The sequence below is a fragment of the Streptomyces sp. genome, from assembly GCF_036566765.1.
GTDB lineage: Bacteria > Actinomycetota > Actinomycetes > Streptomycetales > Streptomycetaceae > Streptomyces.
Genome location: NZ_DATCVQ010000010.1, coordinates 1 through 19,418, shown reverse-complemented (window position 1 = coordinate 19,418; position 19,418 = coordinate 1). Strand labels below are relative to the sequence as shown.

Annotated in this window: 16 protein-coding genes and 3 tRNA genes; 9 read left to right on the top strand and 10 right to left on the bottom strand. The window is 73.1% G+C overall.

The window, feature by feature from the left end:
* Both VIU94_RS00695 and VIU94_RS00690 read left to right on the top strand, forming a co-directional pair.
* The coding region (locus VIU94_RS00695; protein ID WP_331906346.1) for a DNA primase at positions 1-1,361 on the top strand (1,361 nt) is incomplete at its 5' end.
* 152 nt (positions 1,362-1,513) lie between these two features.
* Positions 1,514-2,629, top strand: coding sequence for an RNA polymerase sigma factor (locus VIU94_RS00690; RefSeq protein WP_414720860.1), 1,116 nt, complete (start codon positions 1,514-1,516; stop codon positions 2,627-2,629).
* Here VIU94_RS00690 and VIU94_RS00685 read toward each other — a convergent pair.
* The 5 genes from VIU94_RS00685 to VIU94_RS00665 form a co-directional block, all read right to left on the bottom strand.
* Positions 2,617-2,952, bottom strand: a complete 336-nt coding sequence (locus VIU94_RS00685) for a glycine zipper domain-containing protein (RefSeq protein ID WP_331906342.1) — start codon at positions 2,950-2,952, stop codon at positions 2,617-2,619. The genes VIU94_RS00690 and VIU94_RS00685 overlap by 13 nt on opposite strands.
* Before the next feature lie 10 nt (positions 2,953-2,962).
* Positions 2,963-4,888 (bottom strand): ABC transporter ATP-binding protein, encoded by a 1,926-nt coding sequence (locus VIU94_RS00680; RefSeq protein WP_331906340.1) that lies wholly within the window; start codon positions 4,886-4,888, stop codon positions 2,963-2,965.
* Positions 4,888-6,621, bottom strand: coding sequence for an ABC transporter ATP-binding protein (locus VIU94_RS00675; protein ID WP_331906338.1), 1,734 nt, complete (start codon positions 6,619-6,621; stop codon positions 4,888-4,890). The genes VIU94_RS00680 and VIU94_RS00675 overlap by 1 nt, the downstream gene beginning before the upstream one ends.
* Positions 6,622-6,702: 81 nt before the next feature.
* Positions 6,703-8,139 carry an FGGY family carbohydrate kinase gene (locus VIU94_RS00670; RefSeq protein WP_331906336.1) on the bottom strand — a complete coding sequence of 479 codons (1,437 nt, stop codon included), beginning with the start codon at positions 8,137-8,139 and terminating at the stop codon, positions 6,703-6,705.
* Between the two features lie 41 nt (positions 8,140-8,180).
* Entirely contained in the window at positions 8,181-8,483 is a 303-nt protein-coding gene (locus VIU94_RS00665) for a YtxH domain-containing protein (RefSeq protein ID WP_331906334.1), read from the bottom strand.
* A gap of 157 nt (positions 8,484-8,640) precedes the next feature.
* Between VIU94_RS00665 and VIU94_RS00660 the strand changes: the two genes are divergently transcribed.
* The 3 genes from VIU94_RS00660 to VIU94_RS00650 all read left to right on the top strand — a co-directional run bounded on the left by VIU94_RS00660 (position 8,641) and on the right by VIU94_RS00650 (position 9,032).
* Positions 8,641-8,713, top strand: a tRNA-Asn gene (locus VIU94_RS00660).
* 5 nt (positions 8,714-8,718) lie between these two features.
* Positions 8,719-8,791: transfer RNA gene (locus tag VIU94_RS00655), tRNA-Asn, on the top strand.
* Between the two features lie 167 nt (positions 8,792-8,958).
* Positions 8,959-9,032, top strand: a tRNA-Ile gene (locus VIU94_RS00650).
* A 394-nt stretch (positions 9,033-9,426) separates the two neighbouring features.
* Here the strand turns inward: VIU94_RS00650 and VIU94_RS00645 are convergent.
* A complete protein-coding gene (locus VIU94_RS00645; RefSeq protein WP_331906332.1) occupies positions 9,427-9,843 on the bottom strand; it encodes an organic hydroperoxide resistance protein in 417 nt (138 codons plus the stop codon).
* A 106-nt stretch (positions 9,844-9,949) separates the two neighbouring features.
* Here VIU94_RS00645 and VIU94_RS00640 point away from each other — a divergent pair, with 106 nt between their 5' ends.
* Positions 9,950-10,432: a MarR family winged helix-turn-helix transcriptional regulator gene (locus VIU94_RS00640; protein WP_331906330.1), complete on the top strand. Its 483-nt coding sequence runs from the start codon at positions 9,950-9,952 to the stop codon at positions 10,430-10,432.
* Positions 10,433-10,526: 94 nt separating this feature from the next.
* Here VIU94_RS00640 and VIU94_RS00635 read toward each other — a convergent pair whose 3' ends face one another.
* The 3 genes from VIU94_RS00635 to VIU94_RS00625 are packed head-to-tail and all read right to left on the bottom strand — an operon-like array spanning position 10,527 to position 13,453.
* Positions 10,527-12,032: an MFS transporter gene (locus tag VIU94_RS00635; protein ID WP_331906328.1), complete on the bottom strand. Its 1,506-nt coding sequence runs from the start codon at positions 12,030-12,032 to the stop codon at positions 10,527-10,529.
* Positions 12,029-12,634 (bottom strand): NAD(P)H oxidoreductase, encoded by a 606-nt coding sequence (locus VIU94_RS00630; RefSeq protein WP_331906326.1) that lies wholly within the window; start codon positions 12,632-12,634, stop codon positions 12,029-12,031. The genes VIU94_RS00635 and VIU94_RS00630 overlap by 4 nt, the downstream gene beginning before the upstream one ends.
* A gap of 51 nt (positions 12,635-12,685) precedes the next feature.
* Positions 12,686-13,453 carry an SDR family oxidoreductase gene (locus tag VIU94_RS00625; protein WP_331906324.1) on the bottom strand — a complete coding sequence of 256 codons (768 nt, stop codon included), beginning with the start codon at positions 13,451-13,453 and terminating at the stop codon, positions 12,686-12,688.
* A 129-nt stretch (positions 13,454-13,582) separates the two neighbouring features.
* Between VIU94_RS00625 and VIU94_RS00620 the strand changes: the two genes are divergently transcribed.
* The 3 genes from VIU94_RS00620 to VIU94_RS00610 all read left to right on the top strand — a co-directional run bounded on the left by VIU94_RS00620 (position 13,583) and on the right by VIU94_RS00610 (position 18,764).
* On the top strand, positions 13,583-16,933 hold the full coding sequence (locus VIU94_RS00620) for an AfsR/SARP family transcriptional regulator (protein WP_331906322.1): 3,351 nt from the start codon (positions 13,583-13,585) through the stop codon (positions 16,931-16,933).
* Positions 16,934-17,022: 89 nt separating this feature from the next.
* Positions 17,023-17,469, top strand: a complete 447-nt coding sequence (locus VIU94_RS00615; protein WP_331906320.1) for a GNAT family N-acetyltransferase — start codon at positions 17,023-17,025, stop codon at positions 17,467-17,469.
* A gap of 71 nt (positions 17,470-17,540) precedes the next feature.
* The gene (locus tag VIU94_RS00610; RefSeq protein WP_331906348.1) at positions 17,541-18,764 is read left to right on the top strand and encodes an MFS transporter; all 1,224 of its coding nucleotides are present in this window, start codon (positions 17,541-17,543) and stop codon (positions 18,762-18,764) included.
* Here VIU94_RS00610 and VIU94_RS00605 read toward each other — a convergent pair.
* A partial coding sequence (locus VIU94_RS00605) for a carboxyl transferase domain-containing protein (RefSeq protein ID WP_331906318.1) occupies positions 18,748-19,418 on the bottom strand: 671 nt, incomplete at its 5' end. The two genes, VIU94_RS00610 and VIU94_RS00605, sit on opposite strands and share 17 nt — an antisense overlap.

The window sequence follows — 19,418 nt, the reverse complement described above, 5'->3', positions numbered from 1 at the left end:
GCGCCGACGAGCTGGTCAAGGGCGGGCTGGTCAGGGAGGGGCGGCGCGGCCCGATCGACCGGTTCCGCGGGCGGCTGATCTGGCCGATCAGGGACGCCACCGGCGACGTGATCGGCTTCGGCGCGCGCAAGTTGCTCGATTCCGACGACGGCCCGAAATACCTGAATACGCCTGACTCCCCGCTTTACAAGAAGAGCCAGGTTCTTTATGGAATTGATCTTGCCAAGCGGGAGATCTCCAAGCGCGCGCAGGCCGTGATCGTCGAGGGATACACCGACGTGATGGCCTGTCATCTGGCCGGTGTGCCCACCGCGGTGGCCACGTGCGGCACGTCGTTCGGCGAGGAGCACATCAAGATCCTGCGCCGGTTCCTGCTCGATCAGGCCGAATTCCGGGGCGAGGTCATCTTCACCTTCGACGGCGACGCGGCCGGCCAGAAGGCCGCCCTGCGCGCCTTCGAGGATGACCAGAAGTTCGCCGCCGAGACGTACATCGCGATCGCCCCGGACGGCATGGACCCCTGCGAGCTCCGGCTCGCCAAGGGCGACGAGGCCGTCGCCGACCTGGTCGAGCCGCGCACCCCGCTGTTCGAGTTCGCGCTGCGCCAGATCGTGCGCCGGTACGACCTGGAGACGCCGGCGGGCCGGGCCGCCGCGCTGGACGAGGCCGCGCCGATCGTCGCCCGGATCAAGAACATCGCCTCGCAGCACGAGGTCGCCGTGCAGCTCGCGGGCATGCTCGGCATCCTCGACACCCAGTTCGTCGTCAAGCGGGTCGCCCAGATCGCCCGCTGGCAGCGCGGCGGGGGCGGCAAGGGCCCTTCAGCCGCGCCCAACCGCCAGACGGCCCCGCAGATCCAGGCCCCGGTCGTCTCCTCCGGCCCCGCGCTCAACCTGCGCAGCCCCGCCCACCGCACCGAGCGCGAGCTGCTCAAGCTCGCCCTCCAGCGGCCGGAGCTGGTCTCCCCGGCGTTCGACGCGTACGGGATCGACGAGTTCACAGCCCCGCCGTACGCGGCCGTGCGCCAGTGCGTCCAGGACGCGGGCGGGGCGACCGACGCGCCCGCGGACTACCTGGACGCGGTCCGCGAGGCCGCGCCCGACGACACCGTCCGGTCGCTGGTCACCGAGCTGGCCGTGGAGGCGATCTTCGCGAAGATCGTCGACGAGGCGTACGCCGGGGACCAGCTGGTCACCGTCCGGCTGCGCGCCGTCGACCGCCGGATCCGTGAGGTCCAGGGCTCCCTGGCCCGCCTCGGCGCGCACGGCGCGCCCGAGCAGCTGGCCGCGGTGCAGAACGAGCTGTGGGTGCTCACCCAGTACGCCCAGTCCCTCCGCACGAACGGCGCGGCGGCGCTCTGACGCCCGTACGGCTCCGACGCCCGTACTGCGCCGACTCCCGTACGGCGCTCTGACGTTCGGTCACGTACCGGATTCAAAAAGTCACCGCACGCCCCTCGTGGCGGCGATGTGTCGTACCCCACACTGGGTCCGGTGCCTGAGCCCTCGGAGCCCTGGAGGTCGCCCCCGTGCAGACCCAGATCCTCACCCCGGCGGACGCCGTGCCCGAGCAGCGCAGAGCGCCGCAGCCCTCGGAGCAGCCGTCCGAGGGGCCGGAGCCCGAGGAGCTCGTGGTGGAGACGCCGGAGCCGGATCCAGGGCCGCCGGAGCCGGAGCCCGAGCCCGTGCCGGCACCGCGCCGCGCCGACCTCGGCGGGGGGCCCACCTCCGACCTGTTCCGCCAGTACCTGCGTGAGATAGGCCGGATCCCGCTGCTCACCGCCGCCGAGGAGGTCGAGCTCGCCCGCCGTGTCGAGGCCGGGCTGTTCGCCGAGGAGAAGCTGGCCCGGACCCCCGACCTGGACTCCCGGCTCGCGCTCGACCTCGACCGGCTCGTCGTCATGGGCCGGATGGCGAAACGACGGCTCATCGAGGCGAATCTGCGGCTCGTCGTCTCCGTCGCCAAGCGGTACGTGGGCCGCGGGCTGACGATGCTCGACCTGGTCCAGGAGGGCAACCTCGGCCTGATCAGAGCGGTGGAGAAGTTCGACTACGCCCGCGGCTACAAGTTCTCCACGTACGCGACCTGGTGGATCCGCCAGGCGATGTCACGGGCCCTCGCCGACCAGGCCCGCACGATCCGGGTCCCGGTGCACGTCGTCGAGCTGATCAACCGGGTCGTCCGGGTGCAGCGCCGGATGCTCCAGGAGCGCGGCTACGAACCCACCCCCGAAGAGGTCGCCGACCAGCTCGACCTGCTGCCCGAGCGGGTCAGCGAGGTGCTGCGGCTGGCCCAGGAGCCCGTGTCGCTGCACGCGCCCGTCGGCGAGGAGGACGACGTCGCCCTCGGCGACCTCATCGAGGACGGCGACGCCGCGTCCCCCGTCGAGTCGGCCGCCTTCCTGCTGCTCCGGGAGCACCTGGACGCCGTGCTGTCCACGCTCGGCGAGCGCGAGCGCAAGGTCGTCCAGCTCCGCTACGGGCTCGACGACGGCCGGCCCCGCACCCTGGAGGAGATCGGACGGCTCTTCGGCGTGACGCGCGAACGCATCCGCCAGATCGAGTCGAAGACCCTCAACAAGCTGCGGGACCACGCCTTCGCGGACCAGCTGCGCGGCTACCTCGACTGAGGCGAGTCGGGCTGGGGCGAGTCGGACGGAAGCGAGCCGGACGGAAGCCGGCCGGCCTCCTCCTCCCGCTTCTTGTACATGGCGTCGACGCCGGCGCCCATGGCGGCGCCGAAGGCCAGGCCGACGCCGATGCCGATGCCCACGTTGTCGTTCAGCTGCCCGAGGCTGATGCCCAGGGCGAGCCCGATCGCCACCCACGTCGCCAGCGCCGTGCCCGGCTTGTACCCCGTGCTCTCGCCGGACCCGGACCCGGACCCGGCTCCCGCGGGCTTCTGCTCCGCCTTGCTGTTCTCGTCCGCCATCGCGTCCGATTCCCCCTTCATGGTCGTGCGGTCAGTCGACCTCGGCCACCGCCTGGGCGAACTGGGCCGCGTACAGGCGCGCGTACGCGCCCTCGGCCGCCAGGAGTTCGCTGTGCGTGCCCTGTTCGACGATGGACCCATTTTCCATCACCAAGATCACGTCCGCGTCCCGGATCGTCGACAGCCGGTGCGCGATCACGAAGGACGTGCGGCCGTGCGCGAGCCGGGCCATCGCCTTCTGGATCAGCACCTCGGTCCGGGTGTCGACCGAGCTGGTCGCCTCGTCGAGGACCAGGATCACCGGGTCGGACAGGAAGGCCCGCGCGATGGTGATCAGCTGCTTCTCGCCGGCGCTGACGCCCGAGCCCTCCTCGTCGAGGACCGTGTCGTATCCCTCGGGGAGGGTCCGGACGAACCGGTCCGCGTGCGCGGCCCGCGCCGCCTCCTCGACCTCCTCGCGGCTCACCTCGCGCGACGCGCCGTACGCGATGTTGTCGGCGATGGTGCCGCCGAACAGCCAGGTGTCCTGGAGCACCATGCCGATCCCGGCCCGCAGGTCCTCCCGGGACATGGCGGAGACGTCCACCCCGTCGAGGGTGATCCGGCCGCCGGTCACCTCGTAGAACCGCATCAGCAGGTTCACCAGCGTGGTCTTGCCCGCGCCCGTCGGGCCCACGATGGCGACCGTCTGCCCGGGCTCGACCGTCAGCGACAGGTCCTCGATCAGCGGCTTGTCCGGCTCGTAGCGGAACGCCACCTTCTCCAGCGCGACCCGGCCCTTGAGCTGCTCCGGCTTCTCCGTCTCCGGGGCGTCCGGCGACTGCTCCTGCGCGTCGAGGAGTTCGAAGATCCGCTCGGCGGAGGCGACGCCCGACTGGACCAGGTTCGCCATCGACGCGACCTGCGTCAGCGGCATCGAGAACTGCCGGGAGTACTGGATGAACGCCTGCACGTCGCCGATGGACAGCGTGCCCGAGGCGACCCGCAGACCGCCGACCACGGCGACCAGCACGTAGTTCAGGTTCGAGACGAAGAACATCACCGGCTGCATCACGCCGCTGTTGAACTGCGCCTTGAAACTCGCCTCGTACAGCGCCTCGTTCTGTTCGGCGAAGTCCTGGGCCGACTCCTCCTGCCGCCCGAAGACCTTCACCAGGGCGTGCCCGGAGTACATCTCCTCGACATGGGCGTTCAGCTTGCCGGTGGACTTCCACTGCTGCACGAAGTGCGGCTGCGAGCGCTTGCCGATCCGCGCCGCCACCACCACCGACAGCGGCACCGTCACCAGCGCGACCAGGGCGAGCAGCGGCGAGACCCAGAACATCATCGCCAGCACGCCGACGATGGTCAGCAGCGAGTTGATCAGCTGCCCCATCGACTGCTGCAGGGTCTGCGAGATGTTGTCGATGTCGTTGGTCGCCCGGCTCAGCACCTCGCCGCGCTTGGCCTTGTCGAAGTACGACAGCGGCAGCCGCGCCAGCTTCGCCTGGACGTCCTCGCGCATCCGGTACACGGTCCGGTTGATCACCTTGATCGACATCCGGGTCGACACGAGCATGAGCAGCCCGGCCGCCACGTAGATCGCGAGGACGACCAGCAGCACCTTGCCGACCGCGGTGAAGTCGATGCCCTGCCCGGGCGTGAAGTCCACGCCGGACAGCATGTCCGCCATGCCGCCGTCGCCCTCGGCCCGCAGCTTCGCGATCGCCTGTTCCTTGGTGCCGCCGGGAATGTCGCGCCCCACGACGCCCGCGAACACCAGGTCCGTCGCCTTGCCGAGGATCAGCGGGCCGACCACCGACGCCGCCACGCTGAGCACGCCGGCCGCCAGCATCAGCCACAGCGCGCCCCGCTCCGGCGCCAGCTGCTTCAGCAGCCGCTTGCCCGAGCCCTTGAAGTCCATCGACCGTTGGTCGGGGCCGCCGCCGGCCATCATTCGTCCGCCAGGACCGGCCATCAGGCAGCCTCCGCCTCGGTCAGCTGGGAGAGCACGATCTCCCGGTACGTCTCGTTGTCCGCCATCAGCTCGTGGTGCCGTCCGGCGCCCACGACCCGGCCCTCGTCGAGGACCACGATCCGGTCGGCGTCCCGGATGGTCGACACCCGCTGGGCGACGATGACCACCGTCGCGTCCGCGGTCTCGCGGGACAGTGCGGCCCGCAGCAGCGCGTCGGTCTCGTAGTCGAGCGCCGAGAACGAGTCGTCGAAGAGATAGATCTCCGGCCGCTGCACCAGCGTCCGCGCGATCGCGAGCCGCTGCCGCTGCCCGCCGGAGACGTTGGTGCCGCCCTGCGCGATCGGCGCGTTCAGCCCGTTCTCCAGGTTCCGTACGAAGTCGGCGGCCTGCGCCACCTCAAGCGCGTGCCACAGCTCCTCGTCCGTCGCGTCGGGCTTGCCGTACCGCAGGTTCGTCGCCACCGTCCCGGAGAACAGGTACGGCTTCTGCGGCACCAGGCCGACGGTCTTCGCCATCAGCCGCTGGTCCAGCTTCCGCACGTCGACGCCGTCGACCAGGACTTCGCCGCCGGTCGCGTCGAACAGCCGCGGCACAAGGCCGAGCAGGGTCGACTTGCCGCTGCCCGTCGAGCCGATGATCGCGGTCGTCTCGCCCGGCCGGGCCACCAGCTGCACGTCCCGGAGCACGGACTCCTCGGCCCCCGGGTAGCGGAAGTCCGCGCCCCGGATCTCCAGATGGCCGTGCCGCCCCAGCTCGCGCACCGGCTCGGCCGGCGGCACGACGCTGGACTCGGTGGCCAGCACCTCCTCGATCCGCTCGGCGCACACCTCCGCGCGCGGCACCATCATGAACATGAAGGTGGCCATCATCACGGCCATCACGATCTGCATCAGATAGGCGAGGAAGGCGGTCAGCGCGCCGATCTCCATCCCGCCGCTGGCGATGCGGTGCGCGCCGAACCAGACCACGGCGACGCTGGACACGTTCACCACCGTCATGACGGTCGGGAACATCAGCGCCATCAGCCGGCCCGTGGCCATCGAAACGTCGGTCAGCTCGGTGTTCGCGCCCCGGAAGCGCCCGCTCTCGTACCCGTCGCGGACGAACGCGCGGATCACCCGGTTGCCGGTGATCTGCTCGCGCAGCACCCGGTTCACCGTGTCGAGACGCTCCTGCATGGTCCGGAACAGCGGCCGCATCCGCTTCACGATCAGCGAGACCGCGATGCCGAGCACCGGCACCACGGCCAGCAGCACCGCGGACAGCGGCACGTCCAGGGACAGCGCCATCACGATGCCGCCGACGCACATGATCGGCGCGGAGACCATCAGGGTGAACGCCATCAGGACCAGCATCTGCACCTGCTGGACGTCGTTCGTGGTCCGGGTGATCAGCGACGGCGCGCCGAACTGCCCGAGCTCACGGGCCGAGAAGGACTGCACCCGCGCGAACACCGCGGCGCGGATGTCCCGGCCGAGCGCGGCGGCCGTCCGCGCTCCGTAGTACACGGCGCCGACGTTGCAGACGACCTGGATCACCGAGACGGCGATCATCAGCGCGCCGAACCGCAGGATGTAGCCGCTGTCCCCCTCGACGACACCGTTGTCGATGATGTCGGCATTGAGGGTCGGCAGGTAGAGGGTGGCGCAGGTCTGCAGGAACTGCAGCGCCACCAGCAGGGCGATGGGTTTTCGGTACGGTCCGAGATGGGTTCGGAGAAGTCTTATGAGCACGGGTTCTACTATCGCCCGTGCCCCTGGGACGTTACGAGTCTCTTTTGCCGGACCTTGGCCCGGTGACCACCCCTGGGCGCCTCAGGCGAACGCGCCCGGGTGGATCTGCTCCCGCGTCGCCGTGTACTGCTGCCGCACCGCCTGACCCACCGCCAGTTCGTCGCCCGGCTCCAGGACCTGGGCGGCCGCCCCCTGCCAGGCCGGCGGGGTCTGCGGCGACAGGGTGCCCTGTGCCGCCCCGAGCGCCCACGCGGCCTGGCGCGCCGCGCCCAGCGCCGCGTAGTCCGCCGGCTGGGGGACGACCACCTGCGCGCCGAAGATCGCCGGGGCCAGCGCCTGGACGGCCGGCAGTTCGGCGGCCTGGCCGAGCAGGAACACCCGGCGCACCTCCACCCCGCGCCCGCGCAGTACGTCCATCGCGTCCGCGAGCGAGCACAGCATGCCCTCGAACGCGGCCCGCGCCAGGTGCTCCGGCTTCATCGACTCGCGCCGCAGCCCGCTCAGCGTGCCCGCGGTGTGCGGCAGCTGCGGGGTGCGCTCACCCTCCAGGTAGGGGAGCAGGACCAGCCCGGAGGAGCCCGGCGTGGACTTCAGGGCCAGCGCCGACAGCTCCGCCAGGTCCTCGGCCCCGAGCATGTCGGCGGTGCCGCGCAGCGCCCGCACCGCGTTGGAGGTGTGCACCACCGGCAGATGCCGGCCGGTCGCGTCGGCGAAGGAGGTGATCATGCCGCGCGGGTCGGCCAGCGCCTCGTGGTGCACCGCCATCACCGAGCCGGACGCGCCGAGCGACACGACCGCGTCGCCGGGCCCGACCCCGAGCCCCAGCGCGGCCGCCATCGTCTCGCCGGTGCCCGCGGAGATCAGCAGGCCCTCCGGCGTCGTCCCGGCCGCGTCGGCGGGCCCGAGCACCTCCGGCAGCGCCGCCTGGTGGCCGAGGGCCAGTTCGACGAGGTCGGGACGGTACGCGCCGGTCGCCGCCGACCAGTAACCGGTCGCCGACGCGGCGCCCCGGTCCGTGGTCCGGCGCGCCGGCCGGCCGAGGAGCTGCCACACCAGCCAGTCGTGCGGCTGCATCAGGAACGCGACCCGCGCCGCGGCCTCCGGCTCGGTCCGCGCCAGCCAGCGCAGCTTGGCCACCGGCAGCCCGGACTGCGGCACGCCGCCGACCGCGTCCGCCCACGCCTGCCGGCCGCCGAGCGCCTCGACGAGATCGGCCGCGGCGATCTGCGCCCGCTTGTCGTTGCCGACCATGGCGGGGCGCACCAGTGCGCCCTGCCGGTCCAGCGGCACGAGCCCGTGCTGCTGCGCGGAGACGCCGATCGCCTGCACGCCCTCGAGCAGCCCGCCGGTCGCGGCCTCGCCGAGCGAGAGCAGCCAGACCTGCGGGTCGACGTCGGCGGCCTTGGGCTCGACGGGATGCGGGGCATAGCCCTGCCGAAGAACGGCGCCCGTGTCCGTGTCGCAGACGACGATGCGCGTGAAACCAGTAGAGCTGTCCAGACCGGCGACTATCCCCATGCTCAAGATTCTGCCGCACGCGGGACGATGCCGGATCCGCCTCAGGTGTTGCTGGTGCCCCAGTCGTCGTCGAGGTCCTCGCCGTTCCGGCGGCGCGCCGCGCGCACCCGGTCGGTCAGCGAGGAGGGCAGCTTGTCGCCGAGCTTGGCGCTCACCGCGTGGTACGCCTTGTCCGCGTACTGCTTGCCGTTGGTCGCGGCGGTCTCGGCGGCGTTGCGCACGGCCGGGTTCTGGGCGAGCTCCCGGGCCGACTTCTTCATCTGCTCGTAGCGCTCGCGTCCGGCCCGGGTGCCGATCACGTAACCGAGGGCCAGTCCCGCGACGAACGTCAGCTTGTACCGCATGGCTGCGATCCTTCCCTGGAGCTTCGGTGCGTCCCTGTGCGTCGGCTGGGGATACCGATTGGCGGAGCACCCCCCTGCTTGCGCTAATGTATGTGTCGCAGCGAAGGCGCGCCGCCCGGGAACACCCCAGGTGGGTACGTTCGCTGCAACGCAGCAATCCCCTGTAGCTCAATTGGCAGAGCAGCCGGCTGTTAACCGGCAGGTTACTGGTTCGAGTCCAGTCGGGGGAGCGCGATCCCCTGTAGCTCAATTGGCAGAGCATTCGGCTGTTAACCGGAGGGTTGCTGGTTCGAGTCCAGCCGGGGGAGCGGAAAGAAAGAGGACCCTTCGGGGTCCTTTTTCTTGTGCCCGGGAACCGCTCGTCGGGCGGCGAAGTCCTCATGGTCGAGCATCGCCGAGCATCCGGAGCAGGAGATCGTATGAGCGGCTATGCTGCGGCAGACGGCGCGCACACATGTACGCGCCACACCGATAAGGGGCGGTAGCTCAGCCGGTTAGAGCAGCGGACTCATAATCCGTCGGCCGTGGGTTCGAGTCCCACCCGCCCCACGTCGGGTCGCCTGTGCAGGAACGTTTCCATCTGCGCCGCGACCAACCATGCCCCCGGAGTGACGTACGCCACGTACGACACGCCGGGGGCTTGTTCGTGTCTCCCCCGAATGCGCGATTCCGCATGTGGGGTGAGGTGTCGGTCCGCGGTCTGCTCGGCACCTCCCGATCACTTCCACCCCCCGTTCATCTTTTCTGCGTCTCTGCTTCACCGGTCCGTGTGGCACCCAGCGCTCAGCGCCGTGATTGTCATGCGCGCAGCCACGGCCGCGGGGTCGATTGTCGGCCATGGGAGGGCCGCTTCGGCTGACGGGCGCGCCCGGCGGCAGCACCGAGGGCCCGTACGCGTCGGGGGACGACGCGTACGGGCCCTCGGTCGTGCGGGGGCGCCGTACTACTCGACGACGAGCTCGACCTGGATGTTGCCGCGCGTGGCCTTGGAGTACGGGCAGAACGCGTGGGTCTTCTCGAGCAGCTCGCGGCCCGGCTCGCCCTGGAGGTGGTCGGGGAACTCGGCGCGCATGACGACCGCGAGACCGAAGCCGCCGTCCGACTCGTCCTTGCCGATCGAGACCTCGGCGGTGATCGAGGCGTCCTTGACGTCGATCTTCTCCTGGCGTGCCACCACGCCCATGGCGCTCGCGAAGCAGGCCGCGTAGCCGGCGGCGAAGAGCTGCTCGGGGTTCGTGCCCTGGCCGTTGCCGCCCAGCGCCTGGGGGTGGGCGAGCGGGAGGTCGATGTGGCCGTCGGAGCTGACGGCGCGGCCCTCACGGCCGTTGGCGGTGGCGACGGCGGTGTAGATCGCGTTCATGGGTCCTCGTTTCCGGTTCGGGTCGGGGTGTGCTCACTAAGGTAGCGGGCAATTCAGTTGTGCACAACTGAATGGCTTGCGATGGGATGTCCCGTACCCTGGAGGCATGGAGACGATCGACACGACCCGGGACGAGGACTTCCTCCGGCTCGACCACCAGATCTGCTTCTCGCTGCACGCCGCCACCCGTGCCTTCAACGGCGTCTACCGCGGCGCCCTCAAGGAGCTCGGGCTCACCTACCCCCAGTACCTGGTGATGCTGGTGCTCTGGGAGCACGGCGAGCTGCCCGTCAAGCGGATCGGCGAGTATCTGCGCCTCGACTCGGGGACCCTGTCCCCGCTGCTCAAGCGGCTGGAGGCGGCCGGATACATCGAGCGGCGGCGCAGTGCGCAGGACGAGCGGTCGGTGGCCGCGCGCCCCACCGAGGCCGGGACGGCGCTGCGGGACAAGGCCCTGGACGTGCCGAAGCGGATCGCCGCCGCGACGGGGATGGAGCTGGACGAGATGCGCGTACTGCAGGCCCGGCTCAAGGACCTGGCCGCCCGGCTCGACAGCGTCGACCCGGACGCCCTGACCGCCTGCGAGTGACGACCTGACCGCCTGCGAGTAGAGCCTGTCCGCGGGCACGCGGAAGGGCCTGTCCGCAGACAGGCCCTTCGCCTTCCCCTGCTTCCCGGTCGCCCTACTCGCCCGAGGTGATCCGGGGCGCCTTCCTCAGCAGGACCGCGACCAGCACCGCCGTCAGCAGCGCGAAGCCCGCGCTCAGCGCCGAGGCCGACTGCAGGGCCGTGGTGAAGGACTCCCGCGCGGTCGCCAGCAGCCCCTCGTCCGCCACGGCGCTCGCCGCGCCCAGGGACTCCCGCGCTGCGGCCGGGGCATCGCCCGGGATACCGCTCCGGTAGACCGCGACCGCCACGCTGCCCGTCACCGCGATCCCCAGGGCCAGGCCCAGGTCGTACGCCGTCTGGCCGGTCGCCGCCGCCGCGCCCGCCTTCTCCGGCGGAGCCGCGCCGACCGCCAGGGCCGTGCCGAGGACACTGATCGGGGCCGCCCCGAACATGATCACCGCGAGGCCCAGGGAGGCCACCTCGACCCCGGCGGCCAGGGCGATCGCCGCGTACCCGGCCAGCGAGACCAGCAGCCCGCCGATCAGGACGTACGCCGGGCGGACCCGGCGGGCGAGCAGCGGGGTCAGCTGCGAACCGGCGATCAGCCCTGCCGCTCCGGGCAGCAGCCACAGCCCGGCCTCCAGCGGCGACTGGCCGGCGACCGACTGGAGGTACTGCGGGACCAGGTACTCCACCCCGTTCAGCGCGGTCATGCCGAGCAGCAGGGTGAGCAGCGCCCCCGTGAAGACGCGGTCGCGGAAGAGCCGCAGATCGAGCAGCGGGGCAGCCAGCCGGTTCTGGCGGCGGACGAAGAGCAGTGTGAGGGCGATGCCGCCGGCGAAGGCCGCGGCCGCCTCGGCCGTCGGGCCGTGCGAGGCCACCGACTTCACCCCGTACACCAGCGGCAGGACCGCCAGCAGGAAGAGCGCCACACTCGGCAGATCGATCCGGCCGGCTCCCGGATCGCGGTACTCCGGCAGCAGCACCGGGGCCGTGACCAGGGCGATCAGCATGATCGGCAGACCCATCAGGAACACCGACCCCCACCACCAGGACGCGAGCAGCACACCGCCGACGATCGGGCCGATCGCCAGACCGACCGAGAGCGCGGTCACCCACATCGCGATCGCGGTCGCCCGCTGCCGTGCGTCGGCGAACATGTGGCTGATCAGGGCGAGCGTGGAGGGCAGGACCGCGGCTCCCGCCACGCCCAGCAGGGCGCGGGCCGCGATCAGGGTCCCGGCGTTCGGGGCGTACGCGGCGAGCAGCGAGGCCAGCAGGAAGCCGGCCGAGCCCGCCATCAGCAGCCGGCGGCGGCCGAGGCGGTCGCCGAGCGTGCCCATGATGACCAGGGTGCCGGCGGTGAGGAAGCCGTACACGTCGGTGATCCACAGCAACTGCGCGCTGCTCGGCCGCAGATCGGCGGCCAGGTAGGGGGTGGCGAGCCAGAGGACGCCCAGGTCGGCCGTCATCAGGGTGACGGGGAGCAGGAGCACGGCGAGGCCGAGCCACTGGCGGACGGTCGCGCGGGGCGGGGTCGCCGCCTCGGCGGGGGACGCGGGGGTCTGGGCAGTGGTCATCGCGGCAGCGCTCCGTTCAGGGCTTCTTCGGCGGACTTCAGCAGTTCCCGCACCCGCTCCGGGCGCAGTGCGCGCGGCGCCCCCGAGAGCTCGGTGCCGTACACGATCTCGACGGACGAGTCCTCGATCCCGCAGAACCGGGAGACCGCGACCCCCAGTTGGAGGTCCAGGACGGTGGACAGGCCGAGCCCCTCGATCTCGGCCTCGGAGTTGCCCATCAGGGCCAGCCACAGCATCCGCTTGGCGGCCAGGCGGGGCTTGCTGCGGCCGTAGGCGAAGCCGTAGTTCCACACCCGGTCGATCCAGCCCTTGAGGACGGCGGGCGGCGCCATCCACCAGACCGGGAAGACGACCACGATGTCGTCGGCGGCCAGGATGCGGTCCATGTGGGCGTGGACCACGGGGGAGTACGCCTTCTCACGGTTCTCCCAGTCCGGCTCGTCGGCCGGCCGGAGGACGGGGTCGAAGCCCTCGGCGTACAGATCGAGTACGTCGACGGTCTCGCCCCCGTCCTTCAGCCGGGCGTGGACGAGGTCGGCGACCTGGGCGGTCAGGGAGTCGGTACGGGGGTGGGCGAGGACGAGCAGGGTGTGGCGGGGCATGACGGCTTCCTTCGGGAAGGTCTTCGGGAAGGGGGACGGGCACGGCGGGCGTCAGAGGCCGAGGCCGGAGCCGCCGCTCGCGTCGATGTTCTGGCCGGTGATCCAGCGGGCCTGCTCGGAGGCGAGGAAGGCGACGACATCGGCCACGTCGTCCGGCTGCCCCACCCGGTCGAAGACCGAGAAGGAGGCGGCGTGCGCCTTGGCCGCGGGGTCGGCCATCCACGGGTGGATGTCGGTCTCGATCGTGCCGGGGGAGACGGCGTTGACGGTGATCCCGCGGTGGCCGAGGGTCTGCGCGAGGGTCAGCGTCAGCACCTCGACGGCGCCCTTGGAGGCCGCGTACGCGGTCATGTCCGGGAAGGCGACCTTGGTGACGCCGGAGGAGATGTTGACGATCCGGCCGCCGTCGCGGAGCCGGTCGAGACCGTGCTTCAGGATGAAGAACGGGGCCTTGGCGTTGACCGCGAAGACGCGGTCGTAGGCGTCCTCGTCGACCTCGTGGATGCGGCCGGGGCCGGCGATGCCCGCGTTGTTGACGATGATGTCGACGCCGTCGGCCTGCGCGTCGAAGGCCTTCCAGAGGGCCTCGGCGTCGCCGGGGACGCCGAGTTCGGCCTGGATCGGGAAGGCGGAGCCGCCGGCGGCGGTGATGGCGTCGACGGTCTCGCGGGCCGCGGCCTCGTTGTTGGCGTAGTGGACGGCGACGCGGACGCCGTCGGCGGCGAGGCGGAGGGCGATCGCCCGGCCGATGCCGCGGCTGGCGCCGGTGACGAGGGCGGTGCGGGTGGCGGTGGTGGCGGTGGTGGCGGTGCTGGTCATGTCGGCTCCTCGGTGGGGTGTTCCTCGCCGGCGTTTCTCGCCGGCAGGGATGACTCTGGGGCGTGGCGGTTCGGGTTCGGCTCGGGTTTTGTTCGGGGGGTGTTCGGGGCGCCGGGTTACGGTGTGACCATGCTTTTCGGGGTGTTGGGGGAGACGGCCGTACGGACCGACGACGGGCGCCCCGTGCGGGTCCCGGAGCTGAAGGTGCGCGCGCTGCTCGCCTCGCTGCTCGCGGATGCGGGCCGGCCGGTCGCCGCGTACCGACTCGTCGACGACCTGTGGGGCGAGGAGCCGCCCGGCAGCCCGCTGCGCGCGCTCCAGGCGAAGGTCTCCCAGCTGCGCCGCGCCCTGGACGAGGCCGAGCCGGGCGGCCGCGAGCTCGTCGTCACGCGCGCACCCGGCTATCTCCTCGCGGTGCCCGAAGGGGCCCTGGACGTCCACCGGTTCGCGGCGCTCACGGCCAGGGCCCGGGACACCGCGGACCCGCGCGCCCGGGCGGGGCTGTTCGCCGAGGCGCTGGGCCTGTGGCGGGGTCCGGCGTTCGCGGACTTCGCCGAGGCGGCCTTCGCCCGCGCGGCGGCGGACCGCTTGGAGGAGGAGCGGCTGACGGTCCTGGAGGACGCCGCGCAGGCCCGTCTCGACGCGGGTGAACGCGCCGATCTGACAGGCGAGTTGGCGGAACTGGTCGCCCGCCACCCGCTGCGCGAGCGGCTACGCGCCGTCCAGCTGCGCGCCCTGTACCGCGCGGGCCGCCAGAGCGAGGCCCTGTCCGCGTACGAGGAGCTGCGCAGCCGCCTGGCGGAGGAGCTGGGGGTCGACCCGGGGCCCGAACTGAGTGCGCTGCATACGGCGATGCTGCGGCAGGAGCCGGAGCTGTACGGCCCGTCGGCCCTGCCCGCGCCTGCGCCCCCGCCGGGGGCAGAGGAGGCGTACGGGAGCGGGGCGGCTGCGGGGCGGGGGACCGGCCGGGAGGTCGGCCCGGGGGCCGGCACGGGGCGCGGATCCGGGGCCGGACCCGCGTCCGGCCCGGCGGGCGAGTCGGCCTCCGTCCCCCCGCGCGGCAACCTCCCCGTGCCGCTCGCCGGGATCGTCGGGCGGGACGCGGCCGTTGCCGAGGTGCGGGCGTTGTTGCGGGAGCGGCGGCTGGTGACGCTCACCGGGCCCGGCGGGGTGGGGAAGACGCGGCTGGCCGTGGAGGCCGCAGGTGGGCTGCGGGAGGCGTTCCCGGACGGCGTCTGGCTCGTGGAGTTCGCCGGGGCGGGCGGGGAGCTCGTCGAGGTCGTCGCCACGGCGCTGGAACTCCGCGACGACCGGGCGTGGGGGCTGCGGCCGGAGGGCGACCGGCCGCTCGGCACGGCGGAGCGCCTCGCCGACGTGTTGCGCGCGCGGCGGATGCTGCTCGTCCTGGACAACTGCGAGCACGTCGTCGACGAGGCCGCCGGCCTCGCCGAGCTGCTGCTGCGCACCGCGCCCGGCCTCGTCGTACTGACGACCAGCCAGGAGCCGTTGGCGCTCGCCGGGGAGACGCTGTGGGCGGTGGAGCCGCTCGGTCCGGACGGGGCGGTGGAGCTGTTCGCGGCCCGGGCGGCCGCGTCCGCGCCCGGCTTCGCGCTCGACGCGGCGACGGAGCCCGCGGTACGGGCGATCTGCCGGCGGCTCGACGGCATCCCGCTCGCCCTGGAGCTGGCCGCGACCCGGGTCCGCGCGCTCGGGGTGCAGGGGCTGCTGCAACGGCTGGACGACCGGTTCCGGCTGCTCGACGCGGGGCTGCGCGGCGCGCCGGCGCGGCAGCAGACGCTGCGGGCCGTCATCGACTGGAGCTGGGAACTGCTCACGGACCCGGAGCGGACGGTGCTGCGCCGCCTCGCCGTGCATGCCGAGGGCTGCACGCTGCCCGCGGCGGAGGAGGTCTGCGCGGGTGACGGGGTGGCCGCCGGGGACGTACTCGGCCTGCTGGCACGGCTGGTGGACCGCTCGCTGGTCGTGGCGGTGGACGGGCCGCGGTACCGGCTGCTGGAGTCCGTCGCGGCGTACTGCCTGGAACGGCTGCGGGACGCGGGCGAGACGGAAGCGGTCCGCGACCGCCACCTCGCGACCTACCTCCACCTGGCCGAGACCGCCGCCCCCGCCTTGCGCGGCCCCGCCCAGCGCCACTGGCTCACCCGCCTCGACGAGGAGACGCCGAACCTGCGCACGGCCCTCGACCGGGCGCTGGCCCAAGCGGACCCGGCTTCGGCGGCCGCCGCCGACGCCGCGCTGCGGATCGTCGACGCGCTCGCCTGGTACTGGATCCTTCGGGGGCGGCTCGGGGAGGCGCTGCGGTCGGCTACGGCGGCGCTGCGGGCGGCGGAGGGGGCGCCGGGGGTCGCCGCGGTGCGGGCTCGGGTCGAGGTCTGGCGGACCGGGCTCACAGTCATGGGCGGGGACGGGACGGACCGGGGGCGGCGGATCGCGGCGGCTGTCGCGGCGTACGACGCGGACGGGGGCGGTGGGCCGTGGGCGCGCTGGTTCCTCGCGCACGCGCTGTGCGGGACCGGCGGGATGGGCGAGGGGACCGGGCTGACCGGACAGGCGCTGGACGGTTTCCGGGCGCACGGCGACCGGTGGGGCGAGGCGGCGGCGCTCGCGGACCGCGGCGTGCAGCGGCTGCTGAGCGGCGACCTGACCGGCGCGGACGCGGACGCGACGCGCGCCGACGAGCTGTTCGCCGAGCTCGGCGACGCCTGCTCCCGGCTCTGGTCGGTGCACCCGCGCGCGACGGTCGCCGAGATCCACGGGGAGTACGAGCGGGCCGCCCGGCTCAAGCGGACCGGCCTGGAGACCGCGCAGAGCTTCGGGATCACCACCGAGGTGCCGGACCTGCTGTCCGGCCTCGGCCGTACCGCTCTGCTGACCGGCGACTTCGCCGCGGCGCGGGCGTACCACGAGGCCGCACGGGAACGGGCCGTGGAGGTCGGCTTCCGCGCCGGCGAGATCAACGCGGTGCTCGGTCTCGGCCTGGGCGCGCGCCGCGAGGGGCGCGTCGAAGAGGCCGAGGCCCATATGCGCGAGGTCCTCGACTGGCACCGTGCGGTCGGCCTCGACGGCGCCAACGCGCTGATCCTCGCGGAGTTGGGCTTCGCGGCGGGTGCGCGCGGCGACGCAGTGGCGGCGCTCAAGCTCCAGGAGGAGGGGTACGCGGCCGCGCTGACGACCGGCGACCCCCTGGCGGTCGCGCTCGGCATGGAGGGCCTGGCCTCCGCCCACGCGCTGGGAGGCCTGCCCGGCCCCGCCCGCGCCGCCGCGCTCCTCCTGGGCGCGGCCGCCGCCCTCCGCGCCTCCACGGGAGCCCCGCTCCCCGCGGCGGAACGCGCCGACGTCGATGCCACGACGACCGCGGCCCGCACTGCCTTGGGCGCCCCCGCCTTCACCGAGGCGCACGCCCGGGGCGAGACGCTCCCGCCCGCGGAGGCGGTACGGGCGGCGGCGACGGTGCGGTAGCGGCGGGCGGGGTTGTGGACGGGGACGTGGGGCCCGGGGCCCGAAAAATTGTAAGGAGCCGATGCCGATCTCGGTCCTATACTCGCCCCATGGCCTCGATCACCCTCCGGCGGGCGACCGCCGACGACTCGCGGCGGCTCAGCCGTCTTGTGCAGAAGTCCGCCGCCTACCGGGGCGACTACGCCGGCATGGTCGACGGGTACGTCGTCGGAGGGACGTACATCGAGCACCACGTCGTCCACGTCGCCGTCGACGCACACGGGCGCCTCCTCGGGTTCTACGCGCTGCTCGTCGACGAGGCCGAGCTCGATCTCGCGTTCGTCGCCGACGACGCGCAGGGACAGGGCGTCGGGCGGCTGCTGATGGAGCACATGGTCGGGCAGGCCAGGGCCGCCGGGCTCGACTCCGTACGGGTCGTCGCGCACCCGCCTGCCGAGGACTTCTACCTGCGCACCGGCGCCCGCCGCACCGGCACCGTCGAACCCAGCGGCCGGATCCACTGGGCCCGCCCCGAGCTCCGGTTCGACGTCGCGTGAGCGCCACCCAGGAGACCGAGGAGAGCGGGCAGAACGGGCGGAGCGAGGAGGGCGAGCAGAGCCGGCGGCGGATCTTCGCCGACCTCACCCCGCTGAAGGTCTCCGCCGACTACCGCCGGCTCTGGTTCGGCCACACCGTCTCCTGGGTCGGCCAGGGCATGACCTCCCTCGCCGTCTCGCTGCAGGTGTACGAGATCACCCGCTCGCCCTTCGCGGTCGGGCTCGTCGGTCTGTTCTCGCTCGTCCCGCTGATCGTCTTCGGGCTGTACGGCGGGGCCATCGCCGACACCGTCGACCGTCGCAAGCTCGGCCTCGCCAGCGCCTCCGGGTCCGCCGTACTGTCCGTCGCGCTCGCCGCGGCCGCGTTCGCCGGGTTCCACCGGGTCTGGTTCCTGTACGCGATCGTCGCCCTGCAGGCCGTCTGCGCCGCGCTCAATTCCCCGGCCCGCACGTCGATGATCCCGCGGCTGCTGCCCGCCGAGCAGTTGCGGGCCGCCAACGCGCTCAACTCGATGACCATGACCTTCGGCATGCTCGCCGGGCCCAGCCTCGGCGGCCTGCTGGTCGGCGTCGGCGGTTACCAGACCGCGTACGTCATCGACGCCGTCGCGTTCTCCGCCGGGCTGTACGCGATGTGGCGACTGCCCGCGATGCTGCCCGAGCGGACCGGGGCGGGGGCCAAGCGGGCCTCCGTGCTCGACGGGCTGCGGTTCCTCGCCACCCGCCCCAACCTGCGGATGACGTTCCTCTCCGACTTCTGCGCCATGATCCTGGCCCACCCCCGGGCGCTCTTCCCGGCCGTCGCCGTGCTCTGGTACGACGGCGACGCGCGCACCACCGGGCTGCTCGTGGCGGCCCCCGCGGTCGGCGCGCTGCTCGGCGGGGTGATCTCCGGCTGGCAGGGGCGCATCCGGCGCCACGGGCAGGCGATCCTGATAGCCGTGGCCTGCTGGGGCACCGCGATCGCGGTCTTCGGACTGACCCGGAACCTCTGGCTCGGGCTGCTCCTGCTCGCCCTCGCCGGCTACTCCGACACCGTGTCGATGATCTTCCGCAACACGATGATGCAGGTCGCCGCGCCGGACGAGATGCGGGGGCGGTTGCAGGGCGTGTTCATCGTGGTCGTGGCGGGCGGGCCGCGGCTCGGCGACTTCCTGGCCGGCTCGGTCGCCGACCTGACCTCGCCGACCGTCGCCGTCACCGGCGGCGGGATCGCCTGCGTCCTCGCGGTCGGGCTGCTGGCCCTGTACGCGCGGGGCTTCCGGCGCTACGACGCGCTCAACCCGACGGCCTGACGATCCCCCGGACGACGCCGAGGTCGACGAGGTCCTGGGGGCGCAGGCGGAGCTGGTCGGCCGTCGCCGGGGTCATGTCGGGGGGCCGCTTGAGGATGGCGGAGGCGAGCTCGGGGGCGATGACGGAGAAGTAACTGTCGGGCGTGGCCCAGGTGTTGCCGGGCGCGGCGAGGGCGAGCGCGCCGCCGGAGCCTCCCTCGCCGATCAGCAGGGCGGTGACCGGGACCCGGGCGGCGGCGATCGCGGCGAACGCCTCCGCGATGGCCGGGCCCGCGCCGGAGCGCTCGGCCTCGGCGTCGTTGGCGGCGCCGGGGGTGTCGACCAGCGTCAGCACGGGGATGCCCAGCCGGTCGGCGAGCCGGACGAGCCGGGCGGCGGTCCGGAACCCGGCGGGGCGGGTCGCGCCGCCGTTCTGCGCGGCGTACGCGACGACCCGCCCGGCATGCACCCCGAACCCGCACTCCACCCCCGGGTCCACCCCACCGACCCGATCCCCGCGGACGGCGACCCGCACCTCGAAGTAGGCGTCCAGATACGCCCCCGCCCGCGGCCGCGAGCCGTCCCGAGCCCGCCGCACGGCCTCCCACCCAGTCCCGGGCGCGCCCATCGCGGGACCGAGGGTGTGGGGCGGGGGAGCGGGGGCGGGGCGGGGGG